We start from the raw sequence: 19,760 nt of genomic DNA, 5'->3' as shown, positions 1-19,760 counted from the left end.
GTCAGTTCTTGAGCGCGCCGTCGATGGCCTTCTGCGCGGCCGCGGCGGCCTTGGCCGCGTCGCCGCCCTTGACCACGGCCGTCTCCGCGATGCCGAACGGCTCCCAGATCGCGGCCATCTCGGGGATGGCGGGCATCGGCATGCCGCTCTTGCCGGCGTCCATGAACTTGGCGGCGTCGGGGTCGGCGGCCTGGACCTCCTGGAGGGCGGCGGTCAGCGCCGGGGGCCGCGGGTCGGCCTCGTACAGGGCCTTGGCGACGTCCTTGTTGGTGACGTAGTTGGCGACGAACTCCTGGGCCAGGGCCTTGCTCTTGCCCTTGGCGGCCACGAAGAACGACTGGACGCCGACGAACGGCGTGGCCGGCTTGCCGTCCTTGAACGCCGGGACGGGCGTGATGTCGTAGGAGATGCCGCCCTTCTTGACCTCGCTCATGGCCCACGGGCCGGAGATCAGGTAGGCGCACTTGCCGGCGGCGAAGTTGACGATGTAGTTCTCGTTGGTGACCGACGTCTTGAGCGCGCCGTCGCCCTTCTCGCCGAGCTCCTTGAGCTTGCCGAACGCCTTGACCGAGCCCTCGGAGCCGAGCAGCACCTGCTTGGGGTCGGGGTCGCCGGAGGCGGTCTGGCCGAACAGCGCGCCGCCCGCGGAGGCGAACAGCGGGTAGGCGTGGAAGGCGTCGCCCTTGACGCCGACGGGCAGGCAGAGCACCTCCTTGACCTTGCCGGCCTTCTTCAGCTCCTTGCCCTTGTCGATCATCTCGTCGATCGTGGCGGGGGCGTCGGGGGCGAGCTTGGTGTTGCGGATCAGGGCGATGTTCTCCACCGCGTACGGGGCGCCGTACACCTGGCCGTTGAAGGTGACCGCCTTCATGGCGATCTCCGAGAAGGCCGCCTTCTGCTCGTCGGTCAGCGTGACGGGGTCGATGGCACCGTTCTGGACGAGGTTGCCGATCCAGTCGTGCGCGCCGATCATGATGTCCGGGCCGCTGCCCTGCTGGGAGGCGGTCAGGAAGGTCATCTGGTTGTCCTTGCTGATCTCCTTCACCTCGACGGTCACGCCGTTCTCGGTGCCGAACTGGTCGGCGAAGGGCTTGAGCGGCTTGACCCGGCTCGGGTCGGCCCAGATGACCAGCGTGCCGCCCGCCGCCGGGGCCGGAGCCGAGGCCGAGGCCGAGCCGCTGGGCTGCGCCGACGGGGCGGTCGAGCCGGAGTCACCACAAGCCGTAGCGGCGAACGCGAGGGTGGAGAGGGCGGCCACTCCCAGGACCCGTACACGCATGAGACCTCCCGAGGTCATGGAGGAGCGGCGACGCCTGCGTGCGCCGCCGCCGAAGATCGTTATCCGCCGCTGTTCACGGCTTACGTTTCCGGGACGTTAGCGGCTCTTTGCAAGAATTGGAAGAACTTGCGAAAGAGCGTTACCGGAACCACATCCGACCCCCGACGCGCTGACCTCGCCGCACCCGGGATAACGGCCATACAGGCAATCTGCAACTTTCCGAAACTTGCACTTGACCTGTCGCAAGGACGCGCGCCATCCTGCACCAGACATCACGGACATCGGGGGAAGGAAAGCCATGCTCGGCAACGACGACTGGTGGCGGGACGCCGTCGTGTACCAGGTCTACCCCCGGAGCTTCGCCGACGCCGACGGCGACGGCACCGGCGACCTGAAGGGCGTGCGGGACCGCCTGGGCCACCTCGCCGGGCTGGGCGTGGACGCGATCTGGCTGAGCCCCTTCTACACCTCCCCCATGGCCGACGGCGGCTACGACGTGGCCGACCACCGGGACGTGGACCCGATGTTCGGCACGCTGGCCGACTTCGACGCCCTGGTCGCCGAGGCCCACGACCGCGGCATCCGGGTGATCGTGGACCTGGTCCCCAACCACTCCTCGGACCGGCACCCCTGGTTCCAGGCCGGCCTGCGCGACCGCTACATCTTCCGCGACCGGCCCAACGACTGGGAGTCGATCTTCGGCGGCCCGGCCTGGACCCAGGTCGAGGACGGCCAGTGGTACCTGCACCTGTTCGCGCCGGAGCAGCCCGACCTCAACTGGGACAACCCCGAGGTGCGCGCCGAGTTCCGCGACGTCCTGCGCTTCTGGCTGGACCGGGGCGTGGACGGCTTCCGCGTGGACGTGGCCCACGGCATGGTCAAGGCCGAGGGGCTGCCCGACGTGGGCCCGAAGGAGGGCCGCCAGGCCGAGATGCTGGGCGACGAGCAGGTGCCCTACTTCGACCAGGACGGCGTGCACGACATCTATCGGGAGTGGCGGCCGATCCTCGACTCCTACCCCGGCGGCCGGATGGCCGTCGCCGAGGCGTGGGTGTCCTCGCCCGAGCGGCTGGCCCGCTACGTCGGGCCGGACGAGCTGCACCAGGCGTTCAACTTCGAGTTCATGATGGCCGACTTCCACGCCAAGTCGTTCCGTGCGGTGATCGAGAAGTCGCTGGCGGAGGCCGAGCTGGTCGGCGCGCCCACCACCTGGGTGTTGTCCAACCACGACAAGCCCCGCCACGTCACCCGGCACGGCGGCCTGGCCCGCGCCCGCGCGGCGACGCTGCTCATGCTGGCCCTGCCCGGCTCGGCCTACCTCTACAACGGCGAGGAGCTGGGCCTGCCCGAGGTCCTCGACCTGCCCGACGAGCTGCGCCAGGACCCGGCCTTCCGGCGCACCGGCGAGAGCCGCGACGGCTGCCGGGTGCCGATCCCGTGGACGAGCGAGCCGGGCTGCGGCTGGCGCGACCCGTGGCTGCCGATCCCGCCGTCGTGGACGTTGCTGTCGGCCGAGGCCCAGGAGCACGACCCCGACTCCACGCTCAACCTCTACCGGGCCGCGCTCCGGCTGCGCAAGCAGCACCCGGCGCTCGGCGGCGGCACGCTGCGGTGGCTGGAGACCCCCGAGGACGTGCTGGCCGTCCAGCGCGACCCGGGCCTGGTCGTGATGCTGAACACCGGCGAGGACCCGGTCGCCCCGGTCGTGCCCGGCACGGTGCTGCTGGCCAGCGGCCCGCTGGCGGCCGACGGGTCGGTCCCGCCGGACACCGCCGTGTGGATCCAGCGTTGAGGTTGGGGGAACCTTTCCCTTGACGCGGCATTTGGCGGCAATGACGGTTAGTAGTCTCGGGGAGTGCCACCCCTGTGGGCCCGCTCCCTGCGCGGACGCGTCACCCTCATCGCGACGGCCGTAGCCGCCCTCGTGCTGATCCCCGTGGGCATCGCCGGGTGCATCGTCTCGCGTTCCCTGGTGACGGCCGGCGTCTACCGGGACACCCGGGACACCGCCGAGCGGGTGGCCTCGGAGATGCGCGCGGGCGGGCTGCCGCCGCAGGGCGCCACGATCCCGGTGCCCAACCCGTCCATCGACCTGATCCAGATCGTCGGCACCGACGGCCGCGTCCTGGCCAGCAGCGACGCGGCCAGGAACCTGCCGCCGCTCAGCGACGTGCGGCCCACCGCCGAGAGCCGGGTGGTCAACACCACCAACTGCCTGCCGACCGAGTGCGTGCACCTGTCGGCGGTCAAGGCCGGCATGTCGGAGGACTCCCCCATCGTCTACGCCGGCCGCAGCACCCCGGAGGTGCTGGCCTCGCAGACGCTGGAGGTGATCGTGTTCTCCCAGGTGGCGGTGCTGATCGCGCTCACCGCCTGGGCGACCTGGCTGGTCACCGGCCGCGCGCTGCGCCCGGTGGCGACCATGCGCGCCGAGCTGGACGCGGTCAGCGCCGGCGACCTGAGCCACCGGGTCACCCAGCCGGGCGGCGAGGACGAGGTCGCCATGCTGGCCAAGGCCGTCAACAACACGCTGGCCCGGTTGGAACGTTCCGCGCTGCAGCAACGCCAGTTCGCCTCCGACGCCTCCCACGAGCTGCGCACCCCGATCGCCGGGCTGCGCGCCCAGCTGGAGAGCGCCCAGCTCTACCCGGCGGACACCGACGTCGAGGCCCTGGTGGACAGCGCCCTGCGGGATACCGACCGGCTGGAGGCGATCATCACCGACCTGCTCCTGCTGGCCAGGATCGGCTCCCGGGTGGACGTGGCCAGGGAGCCGGTGGACCTGGCCGGGCTCGTCCGGCAGGAGCTGGCCGTGCGCAGCGACAAGCTGCCCACCCGGCTGGAGCTGACCGACGGCGTGGTCGTCGAGGGTGTGCGCCTGCAACTGGCCAGGGTGCTGACGAACCTGCTGGACAACGCCCAGCGGCACGCCGAGACCATGGTGCGGGTCGTGGTCACCAGGGAGGCGGGCCCGGCCAGGGGCGGCACCGCCGTGCTGGCGGTGGAGAACGACGGCCAGGAGATCCGCGAGGCCGACCGCGAGCGCATCTTCGAGCGGTTCACCCGCCTCGACGCCGCCCGCAGCCGCGACTCCGGCGGCACCGGGCTCGGCCTGGCCATCGCCAGGGACGTGGCGATGGCCCACCGGGGCAGCGTCCGGGTGGAGGACCGTCCGGGCGGGGCGCGGTTCGTCCTGCGGCTTCCGGCCATCTGATGTCGAAAGCGTAGATTTCCGGCAGCCAGTTAGTGGATCATGCCCTCATGACGCAAGAAGTCCCCCAGGGCGTGGATCCTCACATCCCCAACACCGCGCGCATGTACGACTACTTCCTGGGCGGAAAGAACAATTTCCCGGCCGACCGCGAGCTGGCCGAGCTGGTGCTGAGCGCGATGCCGGAGGTCAGGGACGGCACGCGGGAGAACCGGCTGCTGATCGGCCGGGTGGTGCGGTACCTGTGCGAGCAGGGTGTCACCCAGTTCCTCGACCTGGGCTCCGGCCTGCCGGCCGCCGAGAACGTGCACGAGGTGGCGCTGCGGTACGCGCCGCAGGCCCGCGTGGTCTACGTGGACAGCGACCCGGTGGTGGCCGCCCACGGGCGGGCCCTGCTGGCCGGCCCCGAGCAGGTGGCCATGCTGCACGGCGACGTCCGGCGCCCGCGGGAGGTGCTGGACAGCCCCGAGGTGCGCGGGCTGCTGGACTTCGGCAGGCCCGTCGCGGTGCTCATGATGTTCCTGCTGCACCTGATCCCCGACACCGACCATCCGCAGGGCTTCGTGGCCGCCTACCGCGACGCGCTCGCGCCCGGCAGCTACCTGGCCCTGTCGCACGTCGGCACCGACCACGCGCCCGAGCGCGTGGCCCGGGTCAGCCAGTTCTACCGGCGGGCCAACGCGCCGTTCTGCCCGCGGCCGGGCAAGGAGATCGCCGCCTTCTTCGGCGACTTCGAGCTGATCCCGCCCGGTCTGGCCACGGGCAAGGGGCCGGAGCTCGGTTTCCCGTTCACCGACCCCGAGAGCCCGCCCTTCTACGACGAGGACTTCGCCCGCATGGGGTACGCGGGCATCGGCCGCAAACCCTAGACGCGCACGGTCCGCCGCTCCGGCTCCGGCTCGGGGCGGTCGTCCTCCTCGTCGATCAGCGTGGACTCGTCGAACGGCGCCCGCCCGGCCAGCACCTCGGCGGCCCGGCCCCGGTCGAAGTCGCCGGTCCAGGTGCCGACCACGACGGTGGCCACGGCGTTGCCCGCGAAGTTGGTCAGCGCCCTGGCCTCGGACATGAACCGGTCGATGCCGACGATGAGGCCGACGCCGTCCACCAGCTCGGGGCGGTGCGACTGCAGGCCGCCGGCGAGCGTGGCCATGCCCGCCCCGGTCACGCCCGCGGCGCCCTTGGAGGCGACCATCATGAACAGCAGCAGCGAGACCTGCTCGCCGACCTGCAGCGGCGCGCCGGTGGCCGAGGCGATGAACAGCGTGGCCATGGTGAGGTAGATGGCGGTGCCGTCGAGGTTGAAGGAGTAGCCGGTCGGCACGGTGATGCCGGCCACCGTCCGGCTCACGCCGAGGTGCTCCATCTTCGCGATCAGCCGCGGCAGCGCCGTCTCCGACGACGACGTGGACAGGATCAGCAGGAACTCCCGGCCGAGGTAGCGCAGCAGCGACCACAGGTTGACCCGGGCGACCAGCCACAGCAGCGCGCCCAGCACCACGCCAACGAACAGCAGGCAGGTGAGGTAGAAGGCGATCATGATGATGGCCAGGCTCTTGAGCGCCTCGATCCCGGTGGCGCCGACCACGGCCGCGATGGCCCCGAACGCGCCGACCGGCGCGGCCCACATGACCATGGCCAGGATGCGGAACACCAGCCGCTGGACGTGCTCGACGCCGCGCAGGATCGGCGCGCCCCGCTCGCCCATGGCCTGGAGCGCGAATCCGGCCAGCAGCGCCACCAGCAGCGTCTGCAGGACCGAGCCCTCGGTGAAGGCCGACACCAGCGTGACGGGGATGATGCCGAGCAGGAAGTCGACCCCGCCGGTGGCCTCGCCCTTGGCCGCCTCGGCCGCGGCGGCCTGCCGGGCGGCGTCGGTCAGGTGCAGCCCGGAGCCGGGGTCGATGACGTTGCCGACCAGCAGGCCGATGAGCAGGGCCACGGTGGACATCACCATGAAGTAGCCGAGCGCGAGGCCGCCGACCTTGCCGACCTTGGCGGCCTGGCGTACCGAGCCGATGCCGAGCACGATCGTGCAGAAGATGATGGGGCTGATCAGCATCTTGATCAGCGCCACGAACCCGGTGCCGAGGGGTTTGAGCTCCTTGCCCGCCTCCGGCCAGACGAACCCGACCAGGATGCCGAGCAGGACCGCCACGATGACGGCCAGGTACAGGTAACGAGTGCGATCACGCATGAGGGGTCTCCACCGCTTTGGAAAAAGGGGCTGGTCGTGCGACTATGCGGCTCGCTGTGACCCACGTCACGATTGAGTAAGTTTCGTTCACGCAAGGGGGGCTCATGCGCCGCTGGAGCCTGGCGGGCCAGATGCTGGTCCTGCAGCTGCTCGTGGTCGCGGTCGCCGTGACCGGCTGCGCGGTGCTCGCGCTGGTGCAGGCCCACCGCCTGCTCACCGAGGAGGCGGGCGCCACGGCCAGGGCCGTGGCGGTCAGCGTGGCCGCCGCGCCGGGCGTGGCCGCCGCCCTCGACGGCCCCGAGCCGACCCTGGCCCTGCAGCCGTACGCCGAACGGGTGCGCAAGGAGACGGGCGTCGACTTCGTCACCATCATGAAGCCGGACGGCACCCGCTACACCCATCCGAACCCGGCCGAGATCGGCCGGCGCTTCCTCGGCCACACCGGGCGGGCCCTGGCCGGCCAGACCTTCGTCGAGACCTACACCGGCACGCTCGGCCCCTCCAAGCGGGCCGTGACGCCCGTGTGGTCCGGCGGCCGGGTCCGGGCCCTGGTCAGCGCGGGCATCACGATCGACCGGATCAGCGCCCGGCTGCGCGACCAGCTGGCCTGGAGCGGCCTGGTCGCCGCCCTCGCGCTCGCCCTCGCCGCGGCCGGGACGTGGCTGGTCACCGTACGGCTGCGCCGCCAGACCCACGGGCTCGGCCCGGTGGAGCTGGGCCGCATCCACGACCACCACGACGCCGTCCTGCACGCCGTGCGGGAGGGCCTGCTGCTGGTCGGCGGCGACGGCACGCTGACGCTCTGCAACGACGCCGCCAGGCAGCTCCTGGACCTGCCGCCGGACGCCGAGGGCCGGCACGTGGCCGAGCTGGGCCTGTCGGCGCTGCTGGAGGGCCACGAGGAACGCGTGCACCTGGCCGGCGAGCGGGTGCTGGCCGTCAACGGCGCGGCCAGCAGGCACGGCACGGTGGTGACCGTACGCGACCACACCGAGCTGCAGGCGCTGGCCGGGCAGCTCGACGCCGAACGCGGCTTCGCCGACTCGCTGCGCTCGGCCGCGCACGAGGCCGCCAACCGGCTGCACACCGTGATCACGCTGGTCGAGCTGGGACGCACCGAGCAGGCCGTCGCGCTGGGCACCGCCGAGCTGCGCGCGGCGCAGGAGCTGACCGACCGGGTAGTGGGCGCGGTGCGCGAGCCGGTGCTGGCCGCGCTGCTGCTCGGCAAGAGCGCCGAGGCGGCAGAACGCGGCGGCGAGCTGGTGCTCACGCCCGACAGCGACCTCGACGACCTGGGCCTGGACCCGCGCGACCTGGTGACGATCGTCGGCAACCTGGTCGACAACGCCCTCGACGCGGCCACCAGGGTCGAGGTGCGGCTGAGCGCGGACCGGGACGGGGTGGTGATCAGGGTGGCCGACGACGGGCCGGGGCTGACCGCGCCGGAGGCGTTCGCGAAGGGCTGGACCACCAAGGGCGACGGCCACGGGCTCGGGCTGGCGCTGGTCGGGCAGGCGGTGCGGCGGCTGGGCGGCACGATCGAGGTGGCCGGGTCGGCGTTCACGGTGCGGCTGCCGGTCCCGGAGCGGGTGCGATGAGCGGGCCGGACCCCGGTCCCGGAGCGGGCGGGCCGAGCCGGCCGGGCGCGCCGGTCTCCGTGCTGATCGTGGAGGACGAGGAGATCACGGCCGAGGCCAACCGGGTCTACGTCGAGCGGGTGGCCGGCTTCGAGGTGGCCGGGGTGGCGCGTTCGGGCGGCGAGGCGCTGCGGTTCCTGCGCGGCCGGCCCGTCGACCTCATCCTGCTCGACCTGTACCTGCCCGACATGCACGGGCTGGAGGTGTGCCGCGCGGTGCGGGCCGGCGGGCTGCTGTGCGACGTCATCGCCGTCACCTCGGCGCGCGACCTGGCGACGGTGCGCTCGGCGGTGTCGCTGGGCGTCTCCCAGTACCTTCTCAAGCCGTTCACCTACGCGCCCCTGGCCGAGAAGCTGGCGCGTTACGCCCGGTTCAGGCAGGACACCGGCGTGATCGTCGCCCAGGGCGACGTCGACCGGGTGCTCGGCACCCTTCGCGGCAGCTCCGAGCTGCCCAAGGGGCTGGCCCGCGACACCCTGGACACCGTGTCGGCGCGGCTGCGCGAACGGCCGGGCGGCAGCTCCGCGCAGAGCGTGGCGCAGGCCGTCGGGGTGTCGCGGGTGACCGCCCGCCGCTACCTGGAACACCTGGTCGAGCTGGGGATGGCGGTGCGCGTGCCGCAGTACGGCGGGGTGGGCCGGCCAGAGTTGCTCTACCGGATCCCCATGGAAAGTTAATGGCGGTGACGCTGCCCGTTCAATCCGGGCCTCTAGCTTCTGGGTGCGATCCGATGCACTGAGGAGAAGACACTTGCGAGTCCTGGCCGTTGTTCCCGCCCGCGGAGGTTCGGCGGGCGTACCCCTGAAGAACCTCGCCCTGGTCGGGGGCGTCCCGCTGGTCACCCGAGCGGTACGGGCATGCCTGCGGGCCGAGCTCGTCGACCAGGTCGTGGTCAGCACCGACCACCCGCAGATCGCCGAGACCGCCCGCGCGGCGGGGGCGACCGTGGTGGAGCGGCCGGAGGAGCTGAGCGGCGCGACCGCCTCCAGCGAGTCGGCCGTGCTGCACGCCCTGGACGCGCTCGGCGCGGACCCGGACGTGGTCGTCCTGGTGCAGTGCACCAGCGCGTTCATCGATCCGGAAGACCTGTCGGCGGCCGTGCGCAAGGTCCTGGACGGCGAGGCCGACTCGGTCGTGTCCGGGCTGCCGACGCACGAGTTCCTGTGGACGGCCGCGGGCGCGGGCGTCAACCACGACCCCGCCGTACGGCAGCGCAGGCAGGACCGCGAGCCGCAGTTCCGCGAGAACGGCGCCTTCTACGTCATGCGCACCGCCGGCCTGCGCGAGCACGGCCACCGCTTCTTCGGCGAGGTCGCCGTGCAGCCGGTGCCGCCGCAGCACGCCATCGAGGTCGACGACCCCGAGGACCTGGAGCTGGTGCGGGCCCTCGCGCCGTTCATCGACAAGCCCGAGCCGATCGACGTGGACGCGGTCATCACCGACTTCGACGGCGTGCACACCGACGACCGCGCCTACATCGACTCCGACGGCCGGGAGATGGTCCTGGTCAGCCGCTCGGACGGGATGGGCGTCTCGCTGCTGCGCCGCTCCGGGGTCAAGGTGCTGGTGATGTCCACCGAGCAGAACCCGGTCGTGGCCGCCCGCGCCCGCAAGCTGGGCGTGCCCGTGCTGCAGGGCCTGGCCGAGAAGCGCATCGTGCTGCGCGACTGGCTGGCCATCGAGGGCCTGGACCCGGCGCGCGTGGCCTACGTCGGCAACGACGTCAACGACCTGGGCCCGATGGCCGAGGTCGGCTGGCCGATCGCCACCCCCGACGCGCACCCGCGCGTGCGCGCCGCCGCCCGCGTGGTGCTGACCAGGCCCGGCGGCTCCGGCGCGGTGCGCGAGCTGTGCGACCTGGTGGTGGCCGCCCGGCCCGAGCCGCCCGTCGCCGCAGCCAAGGCCCGGCCGCGGCTCGGCCCGGTCGCGATCGGCGACGTGCTGGTCGGCGACGGCGAGCCCGTGTACGTGATCGGCGAGATCGGCATCAACCACAACGGCGACCTCGACCTCGCCCGCCGGCTCATCGACGTGGCGGCCGAGGCGGGCTGCCAGGCGGTCAAGTTCCAGAAGCGCACCCCCGCGATCTGCGTGCCCGAGGAGCAGAAGGGCCAGATCAGGCAGACGCCGTGGGGCGAGATGACGTACCTGGAGTACAAGGAGCGCACCGAGTTCGGCCACGACGAGTACCGGCAGATCGCGAAGTACTGCGACGAGCGCGGCCTGCACTGGTTCGCCTCGCCGTGGGACGTGCCGTCCGTGGAGTTCCTCGAGGACATGGACGTGCTGACGCACAAGATCGCCTCGGCCAGCGTCGCCGACCACCAGCTGCTGCGCGCCCTGGCGGCCACCGGCAAGCCGCTCATCCTGTCCACCGGCATGTCCACGCTGTCGGAGATCGACCAGGCGGTCGAGATCCTCGGCACCGACCGGCTGATCATGATGCACGCCACCTCGACGTACCCGCTGCCGCCGGAGGAGGCCAACCTGCGCACGATCACCACGCTCAAGGAGCGCTACGGCGTGCCGGTCGGCTACTCCGGGCACGAGCGCGGCCTGCAGATCTCGCTGGCCGCGGTCACCCTGGGCGCGGTCTGCGTCGAGCGGCACATCACGCTCGACCGCACCATGTGGGGCTCCGACCACGCCGCCTCGCTGGAGCCGTCCGGGCTGGAGCATCTCGTCCGCGACATCCGCATCATCGAGCAGGCCATGGGCGACGGCGTCAAGCGCGTCTTCCCCGGCGAGGAGGCGCCCAAGGCCCGGCTGCGCCGGGTGACCGTCTGAGTCATGACGCCGACCACTCTCTCCGTCGTCGTGCCGGTGCGGGACGGTGAGCGCTTCATCGCCGACGCGCTCACCTCGCTCGCCCGCAACGCCCGGCACGACTTCGAGTTCATCGTCGTGGACGACGGCTCCGTGGACGCCACCCCGGACATCATCGCCGACTTCGCCCGCGACCTGCCCGGCCTGGCCGTGCTGCGCAACCCCGCCCCCGTGGGCCTGGCCGACGCCCGCAACACCGGGCTGTCGGCCGCCTCGGGGCGGTTCGTCACGTTCATGGACGGCGACGACTGGCTGGCGCCCGGCTACCTGGCCGGGCTGGTGGCGGCCATCGACGGGCTCGGCTGCGACTTCGTGCGCGTCGACCACGTCCAGGTGGAGGGGCGCAAGCGGGTGGTGCACCGGGCCCCGCTGTCGCGCCGCGGCGTGGTGCTCGACCCCCGCTCGGCGATCCTGCCGGCGGGGGTGCGGACCATGGTGGACTACCCGTACGCGTGGGCCGGGGTCTACCGGCGTTCGCTGCGGGACCTGCTGCACTTCCCCGGCTCGCTGCACACCGCCGAGGACCGGCCGTGGATCTGGCGGCTGCACCGGGAGGCGGCCACGTTCGCGGTGGTGCCGATGGCCGGGGTGTTCTACCGGCGGCTGGTGTCGGGGTCGCTGACGCAGGTCGGCGACGAGCGGCAGCTGCACTTCTTCGACGCCTTCGAGCTGGTCTTCAAGGACCTGGAGCCGGAGTTCCTGCCGAAGGCGGTGCGCAACTTCTGCGCGCTGCTGGCCCACCACCTGGAGCTCGCGGGCCGGTTCACGCCCGCGTTGCGCGCCCGGTTCGAGGAACGGGGCGCGCAGATGGTCCGCGGCCTGCCGCCCGCCCTGGTGGCCGACGCCGTGTCGCGGATGGCCGTCGAGCGGGAGGGCGTGCTGCGCGCCCTGGTGCCCGACATTCCCCCCAGCCCCCACGTCCGGATCCGCCGGGATCGGGAGGACTCCTGATGAAGGTCTTCTACGCCTCGACGCTGTTCGGCGCGATGTCGCTGGCCGCGGCCATCGACGACGGCCGCTTCGGCGCCGGCCGGCGCGTGCTGATCGTGTCGAACAACGCGGCGATCCCCGAGGTGTCGGTGCCGCTCGACGGCACGCCCGGTTTCGCCGCCCTGCGCTCGCGCTTCGACGAGGTGCACTCCTGGAACGAGCTGATCGCCCCGCTGCATCCCTCCGACTGGCGGGCGCGGGTCATCGAGGTGCCGATGTTCGAGCGGCTGATCCGCTCCCACCTGGCGCTGGACGACGTCGAGGAGCTGGTGCTGGAGTCGATCGCGGTGCCGCCCGCGCGCACGATCGCCGGCCTGGTGCGCGACTGCCCGATCACCGTCTACTCCGACGGCCTGATGAGTTACGGGCCGACCCGCGACCCGCTGCCCGCGGAGATCTCCCGCCGCATCGAGCGGCTGCTCCACCTGGACCTGGTGCCCGGCCTGACCCCGCTGCTGCTCAGCGAGTACGGCGTGCCGCCCGTCGTGCTGCCCGAGGAGCGCTTCCTCGCGGTCGTGGACGAGGTGGCCGCCACCGCGCCGGACCTGCCCGGCGGGCAGGCGGTGATCCTCGGCCAGTACCTGTCGGCGCTGGAGATCGTCACGCCGGAGGAGGAGGCCGGGCTGCACGCCTCGATGCTGCGCGCGCTGGCCGCCCGCGGCTGCACCGACGTGGTGTTCAAGCCCCATCCGGCCGCCGGACGCCGGCACGCGCAACTGCTGCGCGCGGCGGCCAGGCCGCTGGGGGTGCGGCTGACGGTGGCCGGGGAGAGCGTCCCGGCCGAGGTGTGCTTCGCGGCGCTGCGGCCCGAGCTGGTCGTCGGCTGCTTCTCCACCGGCCTGGTGACCGCCCGGCGCTACTTCGGCCTGCCGGTCGCCTCCTTCGGCGCCGGCCTGGTGCTCGACCGGCTCACGCCGTACGAGAACAGCAACAGGGTGCCGGCCACGATCGTGGACGCGCTGCTGCCCCGGCTGGGCGCCGACGGCGTGATCGACGAGCCGCCGCGCACGGACCTGCCCGCGCTGGTGCGCGCGGTCGGCTACTGCATGCAGGCCGACGCCTATCCCGAGCTGCGCCCGTCGGGCGTCACGTTCGACGGGCGCTACTTCAGGCGCAAGCGCCTGGAGACGCTGGGGCTGGCCGAGCCGCCCTCGGCGCTGTCCAGGCTGCGCAGGAAGATCAGGTCAGCGATCTGAGATAGCGGCGCACCCGCCGCTTGGCCCGGTAGCCCGCCCGCAACATCGTGGGCGGCACCTCCACCCGCAACCGGGCCCGGCGGCGGGCCGCGGCGTGCTCGGGGCCGTCCAGCAGCGAGCGGGCCGGCGGCCGCGTCCCGTCCGCGGCCAGGCCGGTCAGCCGGGCCGCCCAGTCGTCGCGGCCGGCCGGGTGGAAGTAGTTGGCCTCGCACCAGCGCGGCTCGGCCGTGCGGAAGTCGCCCAGGGCCAGGTCGTCAAGCGTGCCGAGCAGGCCGCTGCCCTCGAACACCAGGTTGATCATCTCGGCGCTGACGCCGAAGTCGCTCAGCACCAGCGACGGCACGCCCATGGCGACGGCCTCCAGCGCGGCCGTCGAGCTGACCGTGACGAACCCGGCCGCCCGCGACAGCTGCTCGTGCATCGATCCGGCCGCGAACGTCAGCCTGCCCGGCTCGCCCATCTCGCGCCACAGCCGCTGGTAGTGGTGGCGTTCGTTGTGGGTCTGGCGTTCGTGCTCCAGGGCGCGCAGCTTGACCACGACCTCCAGGCCGGGCCGGCGTCCGGCCAGCTCGGCCAGCGCCGTCAGCACCCGCTCGCGCTCCTCCCGCGCCCGCGGCACCTTGGCCTGGGTGGCGAACACGACCCGGTCGCCGCCGCCGGACACCGCGCCGGGCCGCAGGAACGGCAGCCGGGCCAGCCCGACCGCCCCTCCCCCGCCGAGCCGGCCGGCGATCGCGGTGAACTCGGCCACCTCGCGCTCGCTGTGCACCACGAACAGGTCGCAGCCGCTGCGGAACAACCACGCCTTCTCCGTGGCCGGCACCGAGATGCCGGGCAGCCCGCTGACGAACACCGGCCGTGCCCGGCCCGCCGGCCGCAGCCCGGCCAGCACGTCGGCCACCAGGACGTCCACGACCGGGCCCGTGCAGCCCACCAGGATCGCGTCGGGGCGGGTGCGCTCGGCCAGGCGGCGCAGCGACCGCGCCGACAACACCGGGGGCGCCGCGCGCCCGCCCACCGCCGCCGCGATCTGCTCCGGGGAGGGCGCGATCGGGGTGCGCACCACCACCAGCTCGCTCTCGCAGCCCGCGGGCAGGTCGTCGAGCAGGCAGGCCGCCCACTTCAGATACGAGTCGGAGTCGGCTACCGCCAGCACCCTCACCTGGAAGCTCCTGTCAAATGCGATCGCAGGCCGGGGGCCGCCCTGCTGGTCCACCAGTCGTCGGGAACGTCCACCGGCTCGACCTCGACGCCGCGCGGGCCGAGCAGCACCCGCAGCGAGGTGATCGCGGTCGAGGGCAGGCTGAGCACCCGCTGGCCGGCGTCGAGGCCGCGCAGCGTCAGCTCGGCCGGCACGCCCGCGTCGTGCACGGTGATGCCGGGGCGTTCGCTGATCAGCGCCAGGTCGACGGGGTCCTCGCGGCGGTGCGGGTAGTAGGCCAGCGGCTCGCGCCCGGCCAGGTCGGTCAGCCAGCGCAGGTAGTGGTCGCGGTGGACCAGGCCGTTGCGGACCAGGGAGGTGCCGAGGACGACCGTGCGCTCGGCGGGCCCCTGGGCGCTCGGCGGCTGGGCGCGCAGCCAGGCGAAGTCGTGGCGGACGAGGTCGACCCCCGCCCCCCGGACGGCGGCGGCCAGCTCGTCGGGGACGGGCAGGGCGGTGAAGACCGACACCCGGCTCATCCGCAGCCGCACCGCGGCGGCCAGGCCGAGCAGGGCGCGCGCCCGCGAGGGGGCCGCCCGCGCCCGCAGCAGCGGCCGGAACGGCCCGGCGGCCAGCAGTTCGAGCAGCCTGAGCGTGGCCAGGCCGTCGTCCACGACGACGATGCGGCCGGGATCGGAGGTCAGCCAGCGCATCTGGACCTTGCCGGAGAACGCGTCGCCCACGGCCTGGACACGGCGCGGCATGCGCTCGCGCGGCTCGTCCAGCACCAGGCCGGCGGGCAGGTCGAGGCGGCGCAGCTCCTTGCGGGTGGCGCGCAGCGGACGCAGGCCGGCGCGCGGCACCACCACGGTGTCCGGGCCGAGCAGCCCGGCATGGTGGGCCTCGACGGCGCACAGCATCTGGAGCGGAGACTCCACCCAGGCCGACGCCTGTCTGCCCACTCTGTTTCCCCCAGCCGGTGGATGGCCTTGCACGACCCGCCTCAAGGTAGTCCGGCCTGCTTAAGCCGCACGAAACGACACGTGAACAATGGAGGGTATGAACTCGCTGATGCTCAACACCGACGGTGTGCAGATACCGCAACTCGGCTTCGGCGTCTGGCAGGTCTCTGCCGACGACGCCGAGCACGCGGTGGCGACCGCGCTGCGCGCCGGATACCGGCATGTCGACACCGCCGCCGCCTACGAGAACGAGGAGGGCGTCGGCCGGGCCGTGCGCGCCGCCGGGCTGCCACGGGAGAAGGTGTTCGTCACCACCAAGCTGTGGAACGGCGACCACGGGCGCGCCGAGCAGGCCTTCGACGAGAGCCTGGCCCGCCTGGGCCTCGACTACGTAGATCTTTTCCTGATCCACTGGCCGGCCCCGGAGCAGGACAGGTACGTCCAGGCCTGGCGGGCGCTGGAGAAGATCTACCGGGACGGCCGGGTCAAGGCCATCGGGGTCTCCAACTTCACCGTCGCCACCCTGACCCGGCTGATGGAGGAGACCGACATCACGCCGTCGATCAACCAGATCGAGCTCCACCCGTACTTCCAGCAGCGCGAGATGCGGGCCTTCCACGAGGCCAACGGCATCCTGACCGAGGCGTGGAGCCCGCTCGGGCAGGGCAAGGGGCTGCTGGCCGACCCGGCGCTGCGCGTGCTGTCGGAGAAGTACGGCAAGACGCCCGCGCAGATCGTGCTCCGCTGGCACCTGCAGCTCGGCAACGTGGTGATCCCCAAGTCGGTCACGCCCTCGCGGATCGAGGAGAACATCGACGTGTTCGGCTTCATCCTCGACACCGAGGACATGGCGGCCATCGGCGCGATGAACGCGGGGCGGCGGATCGGGCCCGACCCCGACTCGTTCAACCTGACCTGAGCGCTCTACGATCTCGGTCGTGCGAGATTTCACCTGGGGAATAGCGGCGACCGGCGGCATCGCGCGTACCGTGGGGGCGGCCATCGTGGCCGAGCCCGGCATGCGGGTGGCCGCCGTCGGCTCGCGGAGCCCGCTCAGGGCGCGGGCGCTGGCCGACGAGCTGGGCGCGGAGTCCGCCTACGGCTCCTACGAGGCCCTGTGCGCCGATCCGGCCGTCGACGCGATCTACGTCGCCACGCCGCACGCCCAGCACCTGGAGGTGGCCGAGGCCGCCATCGCGGCGGGCAAGTCGGTGCTGTGCGAGAAGCCGCTGGCGGCCGACGTGGCCGACGCCGAGCGCATGGTGGCGCTGGCCCGCGCGGCCGGGGTCTTCCTCATGGAGGCCATGTGGATGCGCTTCAACCCGCTCATCCAGCGGGTGGCGGCCGATCCGCGCTTCGGTGAGATCCGGTCGGTGCGGGCCTCGTTCGGCTTCGCGCTGCCCTATGACCCCGCCCACCGCTTGTGGGCGCCGGAGCTGGGCGGCGGGGCCCTGCTCGACCTGGGGATCTACCCGTTCGGGCTGGCCCAGTTGCTGCTCGGCATGCCCGCGGAGCTGCGCGTGGCCGGCTCGCTGGCGCCCAGCGGGGTCGACGCCGAGGCCGGCGGGCTGCTGCTGTACCCGGGCGGGCGGCGGGCCCTGGTGGACGTGTCGCTGCTGGCGCATCACCCCAACGACGCGAGCGTGGTGGGCACGTCGATGCGGGCCGACATCCTGGCGCCGTTCTGGGCGCCGCAGCGGGTGCTGCTGTCGGGGCCGTCGATGGAGACGGAGGAGCTGGTGCTCGACCCGGCCGACAACGGTTACGCGGGTGAGCTGCGCGAGGTGCGCGCGGCCACGATCGAGGGCCGGACGGAGAGCGCGGTCATGCCGCTTGACGAATCCCTTGCCATGATGGGGCTTCTGGCCGAAGCGAGGGCCCAGCTCTCCTAGCTGGACCTTTAGGCATTTGCCTTGCTCTTGCCCGATGTATTACCTTATGGGGCATCTCGCGGCAGACGTCCGGTTTGACCGGCTTTGTCCAACCATCGCAAGACATTTCACAGGATCGTCCTGTGACCGCTGAATCCGCCTCCGGGCGGAACCGGGGACCCACGTCCTTTGGGGTGAATCGGCACTTCGGTGCCGTAGGGCAGCTTCCACGTCCGAACCCGTCAGCTAACCCGGTAAGCGGCATGGAAGCAAGGAGTAATGCCCTCGATGGCCACGCACCGTCCCATCCGTGCCCCGAAGATCAACTACGCCCACGCCGCGCTCGGCGCGGCCATCCTCGCCTCCGCCATCGGCGGCCACGCCACCGCCGCCGCCGCCGACAGCACCGGCCCGGCCGCCGCGACCGGCCACTCGGCCGTCGCGCCGCAGGCCGCCGCCCAGACCCGCAAGGCGGAGGAGACCCAGGTCAACGTCACCGCCGAGCAGGTCCTGGCCATGGCCAAGTCCCAGGTCGGCACCTCCGAGAACGCCTACGGCGGCGGCACCAAGTTCCAGAAGTGGTACGCCGACTCCCGGCGCGCCGCCGAGACCATCGCCCGCGACGGCGGCACCCGCGCGATGTACCTGAACGCGCCCTGGTGCTCGATCTTCGTCTCCTGGGTCGGCGAGCAGACCGGCGCCCGCCCGCAGGTCGGCTGGGACGCCTGGACCGTGGCCCACGCCAAGTGGTTCGCCGCCAACGACCGCTGGGGCGCCGAGGCCAGGCCCGGCGCGGTGGTCTTCTTCTCCTGGGGCGGCAGCAAGAGCCTGGACGCCATCCAGCACGTCGGCTTCGTCGTCAAGGACAACCACGACGGCACGATCTCCACGGTCGAGGGCAACACCGGCAACGGCAAGGTAGAGGAGCGCGTCCGTCCGAAGTCGCAGGTCGTCGGCTACGGATACCCCCAGTACGCGAGCTGACCTCCCCCGCTCCGAGCGCGCGTCCCGCACGAGGGACGCGCGCTCGCCGCGTCTCAGGGCCGGACCGCCACCAGCGAGTAGAGGATCGGCAGGTGCGAGTCCCCGAACGGGAACCGGTACCGGCCGTCCGCGCCCTCGGACAGCAGGCCGCGCGGGTCGATGTCGGTCTCGACGTGCTCGCCCAGCTCGGCCACCGTGAGCCCGGCCCGCGCCGCCGCGGTGACGATCTCGCCCACCGAGTACGGGTACTCGACCGCCTCGTGGGCCTCGGTCACCACTCCGGCGTCGGCGTACGTGCCGGTCACCGTCTCCCGGTGGGCCTGCCCGCCGCCGTAGGGCCAGTCGGCCACCAGCGGGTCGAGCGAGGCCACCGTCTGGTAGGCCGGATGCAGGTCGACCAGCACCAGCCGCCCGCCGGGCCGCAGCGCCATGGCCGCGCCGCGCATCCAGGCGCCCAGATCGCCGATCCAGCACAACACGCCGTACGTGGCCACCGCCACGTCGAAGCCGCCGGCCAGCGACTCCGGCAGCCGCTGCGTGTCGGCCTCCACGAACGTGGCCGCCAGCCCGGCCCTGGCCGCCAGGTCGCGGGCGCGCGCGACCGCCACCGGGGAGAAGTCCACGCCGGTCACCCGCGCTCCGAGACGTGCCCAGCTCAGCGTGTCCAGGCCGAAGTGGCACTGCAGGTGGAGCAGGTCCTTTCCGGCGACGTCGCCGGCCAGGCGGCGTTCGAGCGCGTAGAGGGTCTGCCGGCCGGCGAGGAAGGCGTCGACGTCGTAGAACCGGTCGGCTGAGGTGGAGCCGTGGACGCGGGCGCGCTCGTCCCAGAGGGCCCGGTTGGGGACGGGGGCGTCTTGTGCGGGTTGGGGCATGGGGCGAGGATGGCACATCGGCCACGCGGCCGCTCGACCGGTACGGTGCCCTGGGAACGGACGGGTCCGCGCCCGCGTGTCGATCCGGCCGGCGCCCGTTCGACGCTTCGGCGAGACCGGCTCCGCCCAGGGGCCGCGGACGGAAGGGACGTGCAGGATGAAATTCATGATCGTCGGCAAGGCCAACGCGGAGACCGAGGCCGGGGCGCTGCCCAGCCAGGAGCTCGTCGACAACATGCACGCCTACAACGAGGCGCTGGCCAAGGCGGGGGTGCTGCTGGCCGCCGAGGGGCTCTACCCGAGCTCACAGGGCGCGCAGATCGCCTACAGCGGCGGCCGGGCCACGGTGATCGACGGCCCGTTCGCCGAGGCCAAGGAGCTGATCGCGGGGTTCTGGCTGATCCAGGTGAAGTCCAGGGAGGAGGCCCTGGAATGGGCCATGCGGGTGCCCGTCCCCGAGGGCCACGACGGGACCGGGCTGGACGTGTGGCGGGTGTACGACGCCTCCGACGCGCCCGACGCGGCCTCCTCCGACCCGGCGGAGATCGAGCGGGAGAAGGCCATGCGCCGGCGCCTGGGCGGGCAGGAGAGCTGACC

The 19,760-nt window shown here is 72.7% G+C and carries 17 protein-coding genes and 1 riboswitch; of the genes, 12 read left to right on the top strand and 5 right to left on the bottom strand.

The genetic code is table 11. The features are described from left to right. Nucleotide 1 precedes the first annotated feature (1 nt). Complete coding sequence (locus tag ABZ444_RS39095; RefSeq protein WP_358008579.1) at nucleotides 2-1,279, bottom strand: maltose ABC transporter substrate-binding protein; 1,278 nt, start codon at nucleotides 1,277-1,279, stop codon at nucleotides 2-4. 298 nt (nucleotides 1,280-1,577) lie between these two features. Between ABZ444_RS39095 and ABZ444_RS39090 the strand changes: the two genes are divergently transcribed. The 3 genes from ABZ444_RS39090 to ABZ444_RS39080 all read left to right on the top strand — a co-directional run bounded on the left by ABZ444_RS39090 (nucleotide 1,578) and on the right by ABZ444_RS39080 (nucleotide 5,359). Next, nucleotides 1,578-3,071 carry a glycoside hydrolase family 13 protein gene (locus ABZ444_RS39090; protein ID WP_358008576.1) on the top strand — a complete coding sequence of 498 codons (1,494 nt, stop codon included), beginning with the start codon at nucleotides 1,578-1,580 and terminating at the stop codon, nucleotides 3,069-3,071. 63 nt (nucleotides 3,072-3,134) lie between these two features. Then, nucleotides 3,135-4,493, top strand: coding sequence for an ATP-binding protein (locus ABZ444_RS39085; protein WP_358008574.1), 1,359 nt, complete (start codon nucleotides 3,135-3,137; stop codon nucleotides 4,491-4,493). Nucleotides 4,494-4,540: 47 nt separating this feature from the next. Then, complete coding sequence (locus tag ABZ444_RS39080) at nucleotides 4,541-5,359, top strand: SAM-dependent methyltransferase (RefSeq protein ID WP_358008570.1); 819 nt, start codon at nucleotides 4,541-4,543, stop codon at nucleotides 5,357-5,359. Here the strand turns inward: ABZ444_RS39080 and ABZ444_RS39075 are convergent. After that, entirely contained in the window at nucleotides 5,356-6,684 is a 1,329-nt protein-coding gene (locus ABZ444_RS39075) for a cation:dicarboxylase symporter family transporter (protein ID WP_358008566.1), read from the bottom strand. The two genes, ABZ444_RS39080 and ABZ444_RS39075, sit on opposite strands and share 4 nt — an antisense overlap. Before the next feature lie 104 nt (nucleotides 6,685-6,788). Here ABZ444_RS39075 and ABZ444_RS39070 point away from each other — a divergent pair, with 104 nt between their 5' ends. The 5 genes from ABZ444_RS39070 to ABZ444_RS39050 all read left to right on the top strand — a co-directional run bounded on the left by ABZ444_RS39070 (nucleotide 6,789) and on the right by ABZ444_RS39050 (nucleotide 13,333). After that, complete coding sequence (locus ABZ444_RS39070) at nucleotides 6,789-8,282, top strand: ATP-binding protein (protein ID WP_358008563.1); 1,494 nt, start codon at nucleotides 6,789-6,791, stop codon at nucleotides 8,280-8,282. Beyond that, nucleotides 8,279-8,998, top strand: coding sequence for a response regulator (locus ABZ444_RS39065; RefSeq protein WP_358008560.1), 720 nt, complete (start codon nucleotides 8,279-8,281; stop codon nucleotides 8,996-8,998). The genes ABZ444_RS39070 and ABZ444_RS39065 overlap by 4 nt, the downstream gene beginning before the upstream one ends. 73 nt (nucleotides 8,999-9,071) lie before the next feature. Continuing rightward, entirely contained in the window at nucleotides 9,072-11,108 is a 2,037-nt protein-coding gene (locus ABZ444_RS39060) for an N-acetylneuraminate synthase family protein (RefSeq protein ID WP_358008557.1), read from the top strand. A 3-nt stretch (nucleotides 11,109-11,111) separates the two neighbouring features. Beyond that, entirely contained in the window at nucleotides 11,112-12,098 is a 987-nt protein-coding gene (locus tag ABZ444_RS39055; protein WP_358008554.1) for a glycosyltransferase family 2 protein, read from the top strand. Beyond that, nucleotides 12,098-13,333, top strand: coding sequence for a polysialyltransferase family glycosyltransferase (locus ABZ444_RS39050; protein WP_358008551.1), 1,236 nt, complete (start codon nucleotides 12,098-12,100; stop codon nucleotides 13,331-13,333). The genes ABZ444_RS39055 and ABZ444_RS39050 overlap by 1 nt, the downstream gene beginning before the upstream one ends. On the opposite strand, the gene ABZ444_RS39045 is transcribed toward ABZ444_RS39050, so the two are convergent. Together ABZ444_RS39045 and ABZ444_RS39040 are read right to left on the bottom strand one after the other, a co-directional pair. Further along, complete coding sequence (locus ABZ444_RS39045) at nucleotides 13,317-14,495, bottom strand: DUF6716 putative glycosyltransferase (protein ID WP_358008548.1); 1,179 nt, start codon at nucleotides 14,493-14,495, stop codon at nucleotides 13,317-13,319. The two genes, ABZ444_RS39050 and ABZ444_RS39045, sit on opposite strands and share 17 nt — an antisense overlap. Then, nucleotides 14,492-15,436 carry a hypothetical protein gene (locus tag ABZ444_RS39040; protein WP_358008546.1) on the bottom strand — a complete coding sequence of 315 codons (945 nt, stop codon included), beginning with the start codon at nucleotides 15,434-15,436 and terminating at the stop codon, nucleotides 14,492-14,494. Before ABZ444_RS39040 ends, ABZ444_RS39045 begins: the two co-directional genes overlap by 4 nt. Before the next feature lie 97 nt (nucleotides 15,437-15,533). On the opposite strand from ABZ444_RS39040, the gene ABZ444_RS39035 reads away from it, so the two are divergent. The 3 genes from ABZ444_RS39035 (at nucleotide 15,534) to ABZ444_RS39025 (ending at nucleotide 18,291) form a co-directional block, all read left to right on the top strand. Then, the gene (locus ABZ444_RS39035) at nucleotides 15,534-16,355 is read left to right on the top strand and encodes an aldo/keto reductase (RefSeq protein WP_358008544.1); all 822 of its coding nucleotides are present in this window, start codon (nucleotides 15,534-15,536) and stop codon (nucleotides 16,353-16,355) included. Between the two features lie 19 nt (nucleotides 16,356-16,374). Continuing rightward, a complete protein-coding gene (locus ABZ444_RS39030) occupies nucleotides 16,375-17,328 on the top strand; it encodes a Gfo/Idh/MocA family oxidoreductase (RefSeq protein WP_358008541.1) in 954 nt (317 codons plus the stop codon). Between the two features lie 117 nt (nucleotides 17,329-17,445). Beyond that, nucleotides 17,446-17,583, top strand: a riboswitch (cyclic di-AMP (ydaO/yuaA leader). Nucleotides 17,584-17,595: 12 nt separating this feature from the next. Continuing rightward, on the top strand, nucleotides 17,596-18,291 hold the full coding sequence (locus ABZ444_RS39025; RefSeq protein ID WP_358008538.1) for a CHAP domain-containing protein: 696 nt from the start codon (nucleotides 17,596-17,598) through the stop codon (nucleotides 18,289-18,291). A 53-nt stretch (nucleotides 18,292-18,344) separates the two neighbouring features. Here ABZ444_RS39025 and ABZ444_RS39020 read toward each other — a convergent pair whose 3' ends face one another. Beyond that, complete coding sequence (locus ABZ444_RS39020; RefSeq protein ID WP_358008535.1) at nucleotides 18,345-19,163, bottom strand: methyltransferase; 819 nt, start codon at nucleotides 19,161-19,163, stop codon at nucleotides 18,345-18,347. 157 nt (nucleotides 19,164-19,320) lie between these two features. On the opposite strand from ABZ444_RS39020, the gene ABZ444_RS39015 reads away from it, so the two are divergent. Then, a complete protein-coding gene (locus ABZ444_RS39015; RefSeq protein ID WP_358008532.1) occupies nucleotides 19,321-19,758 on the top strand; it encodes a YciI family protein in 438 nt (145 codons plus the stop codon). Nucleotides 19,759-19,760: the final 2 nt, after the last annotated feature.

Source organism: Nonomuraea sp. NPDC005730 (assembly GCF_040630865.1).
Lineage (GTDB): Bacteria > Actinomycetota > Actinomycetes > Streptosporangiales > Streptosporangiaceae > Nonomuraea.
This window is presented reverse-complemented; position numbering and strand designations above follow the sequence as displayed.

What these genes read in the sequence shown, in the direction of transcription:
- ABZ444_RS39075 (WP_358008566.1), bottom strand. Translation starts at nt 6,684, where the DNA reads ATGCGTGATCGCACTCGTTACCTGTACCTGGCCGTCATCGTGGCGGTC.
- ABZ444_RS39065 (WP_358008560.1), top strand. Translation starts at nt 8,279, where the DNA reads ATGAGCGGGCCGGACCCCGGTCCCGGAGCGGGCGGGCCGAGCCGGCCG.
- ABZ444_RS39070 (WP_358008563.1), top strand. Translation starts at nt 6,789, where the DNA reads ATGCGCCGCTGGAGCCTGGCGGGCCAGATGCTGGTCCTGCAGCTGCTC.
- ABZ444_RS39025 (WP_358008538.1), top strand. Translation starts at nt 17,596, where the DNA reads ATGGCCACGCACCGTCCCATCCGTGCCCCGAAGATCAACTACGCCCAC.
- ABZ444_RS39080 (WP_358008570.1), top strand. Translation starts at nt 4,541, where the DNA reads ATGACGCAAGAAGTCCCCCAGGGCGTGGATCCTCACATCCCCAACACC.
- ABZ444_RS39095 (WP_358008579.1), bottom strand. Translation starts at nt 1,279, where the DNA reads ATGCGTGTACGGGTCCTGGGAGTGGCCGCCCTCTCCACCCTCGCGTTC.
- ABZ444_RS39015 (WP_358008532.1), top strand. Translation starts at nt 19,321, where the DNA reads ATGAAATTCATGATCGTCGGCAAGGCCAACGCGGAGACCGAGGCCGGG.
- ABZ444_RS39090 (WP_358008576.1), top strand. Translation starts at nt 1,578, where the DNA reads ATGCTCGGCAACGACGACTGGTGGCGGGACGCCGTCGTGTACCAGGTC.
- ABZ444_RS39035 (WP_358008544.1), top strand. Translation starts at nt 15,534, where the DNA reads ATGAACTCGCTGATGCTCAACACCGACGGTGTGCAGATACCGCAACTC.
- ABZ444_RS39020 (WP_358008535.1), bottom strand. Translation starts at nt 19,163, where the DNA reads ATGCCCCAACCCGCACAAGACGCCCCCGTCCCCAACCGGGCCCTCTGG.
- ABZ444_RS39050 (WP_358008551.1), top strand. Translation starts at nt 12,098, where the DNA reads ATGAAGGTCTTCTACGCCTCGACGCTGTTCGGCGCGATGTCGCTGGCC.
- ABZ444_RS39055 (WP_358008554.1), top strand. Translation starts at nt 11,112, where the DNA reads ATGACGCCGACCACTCTCTCCGTCGTCGTGCCGGTGCGGGACGGTGAG.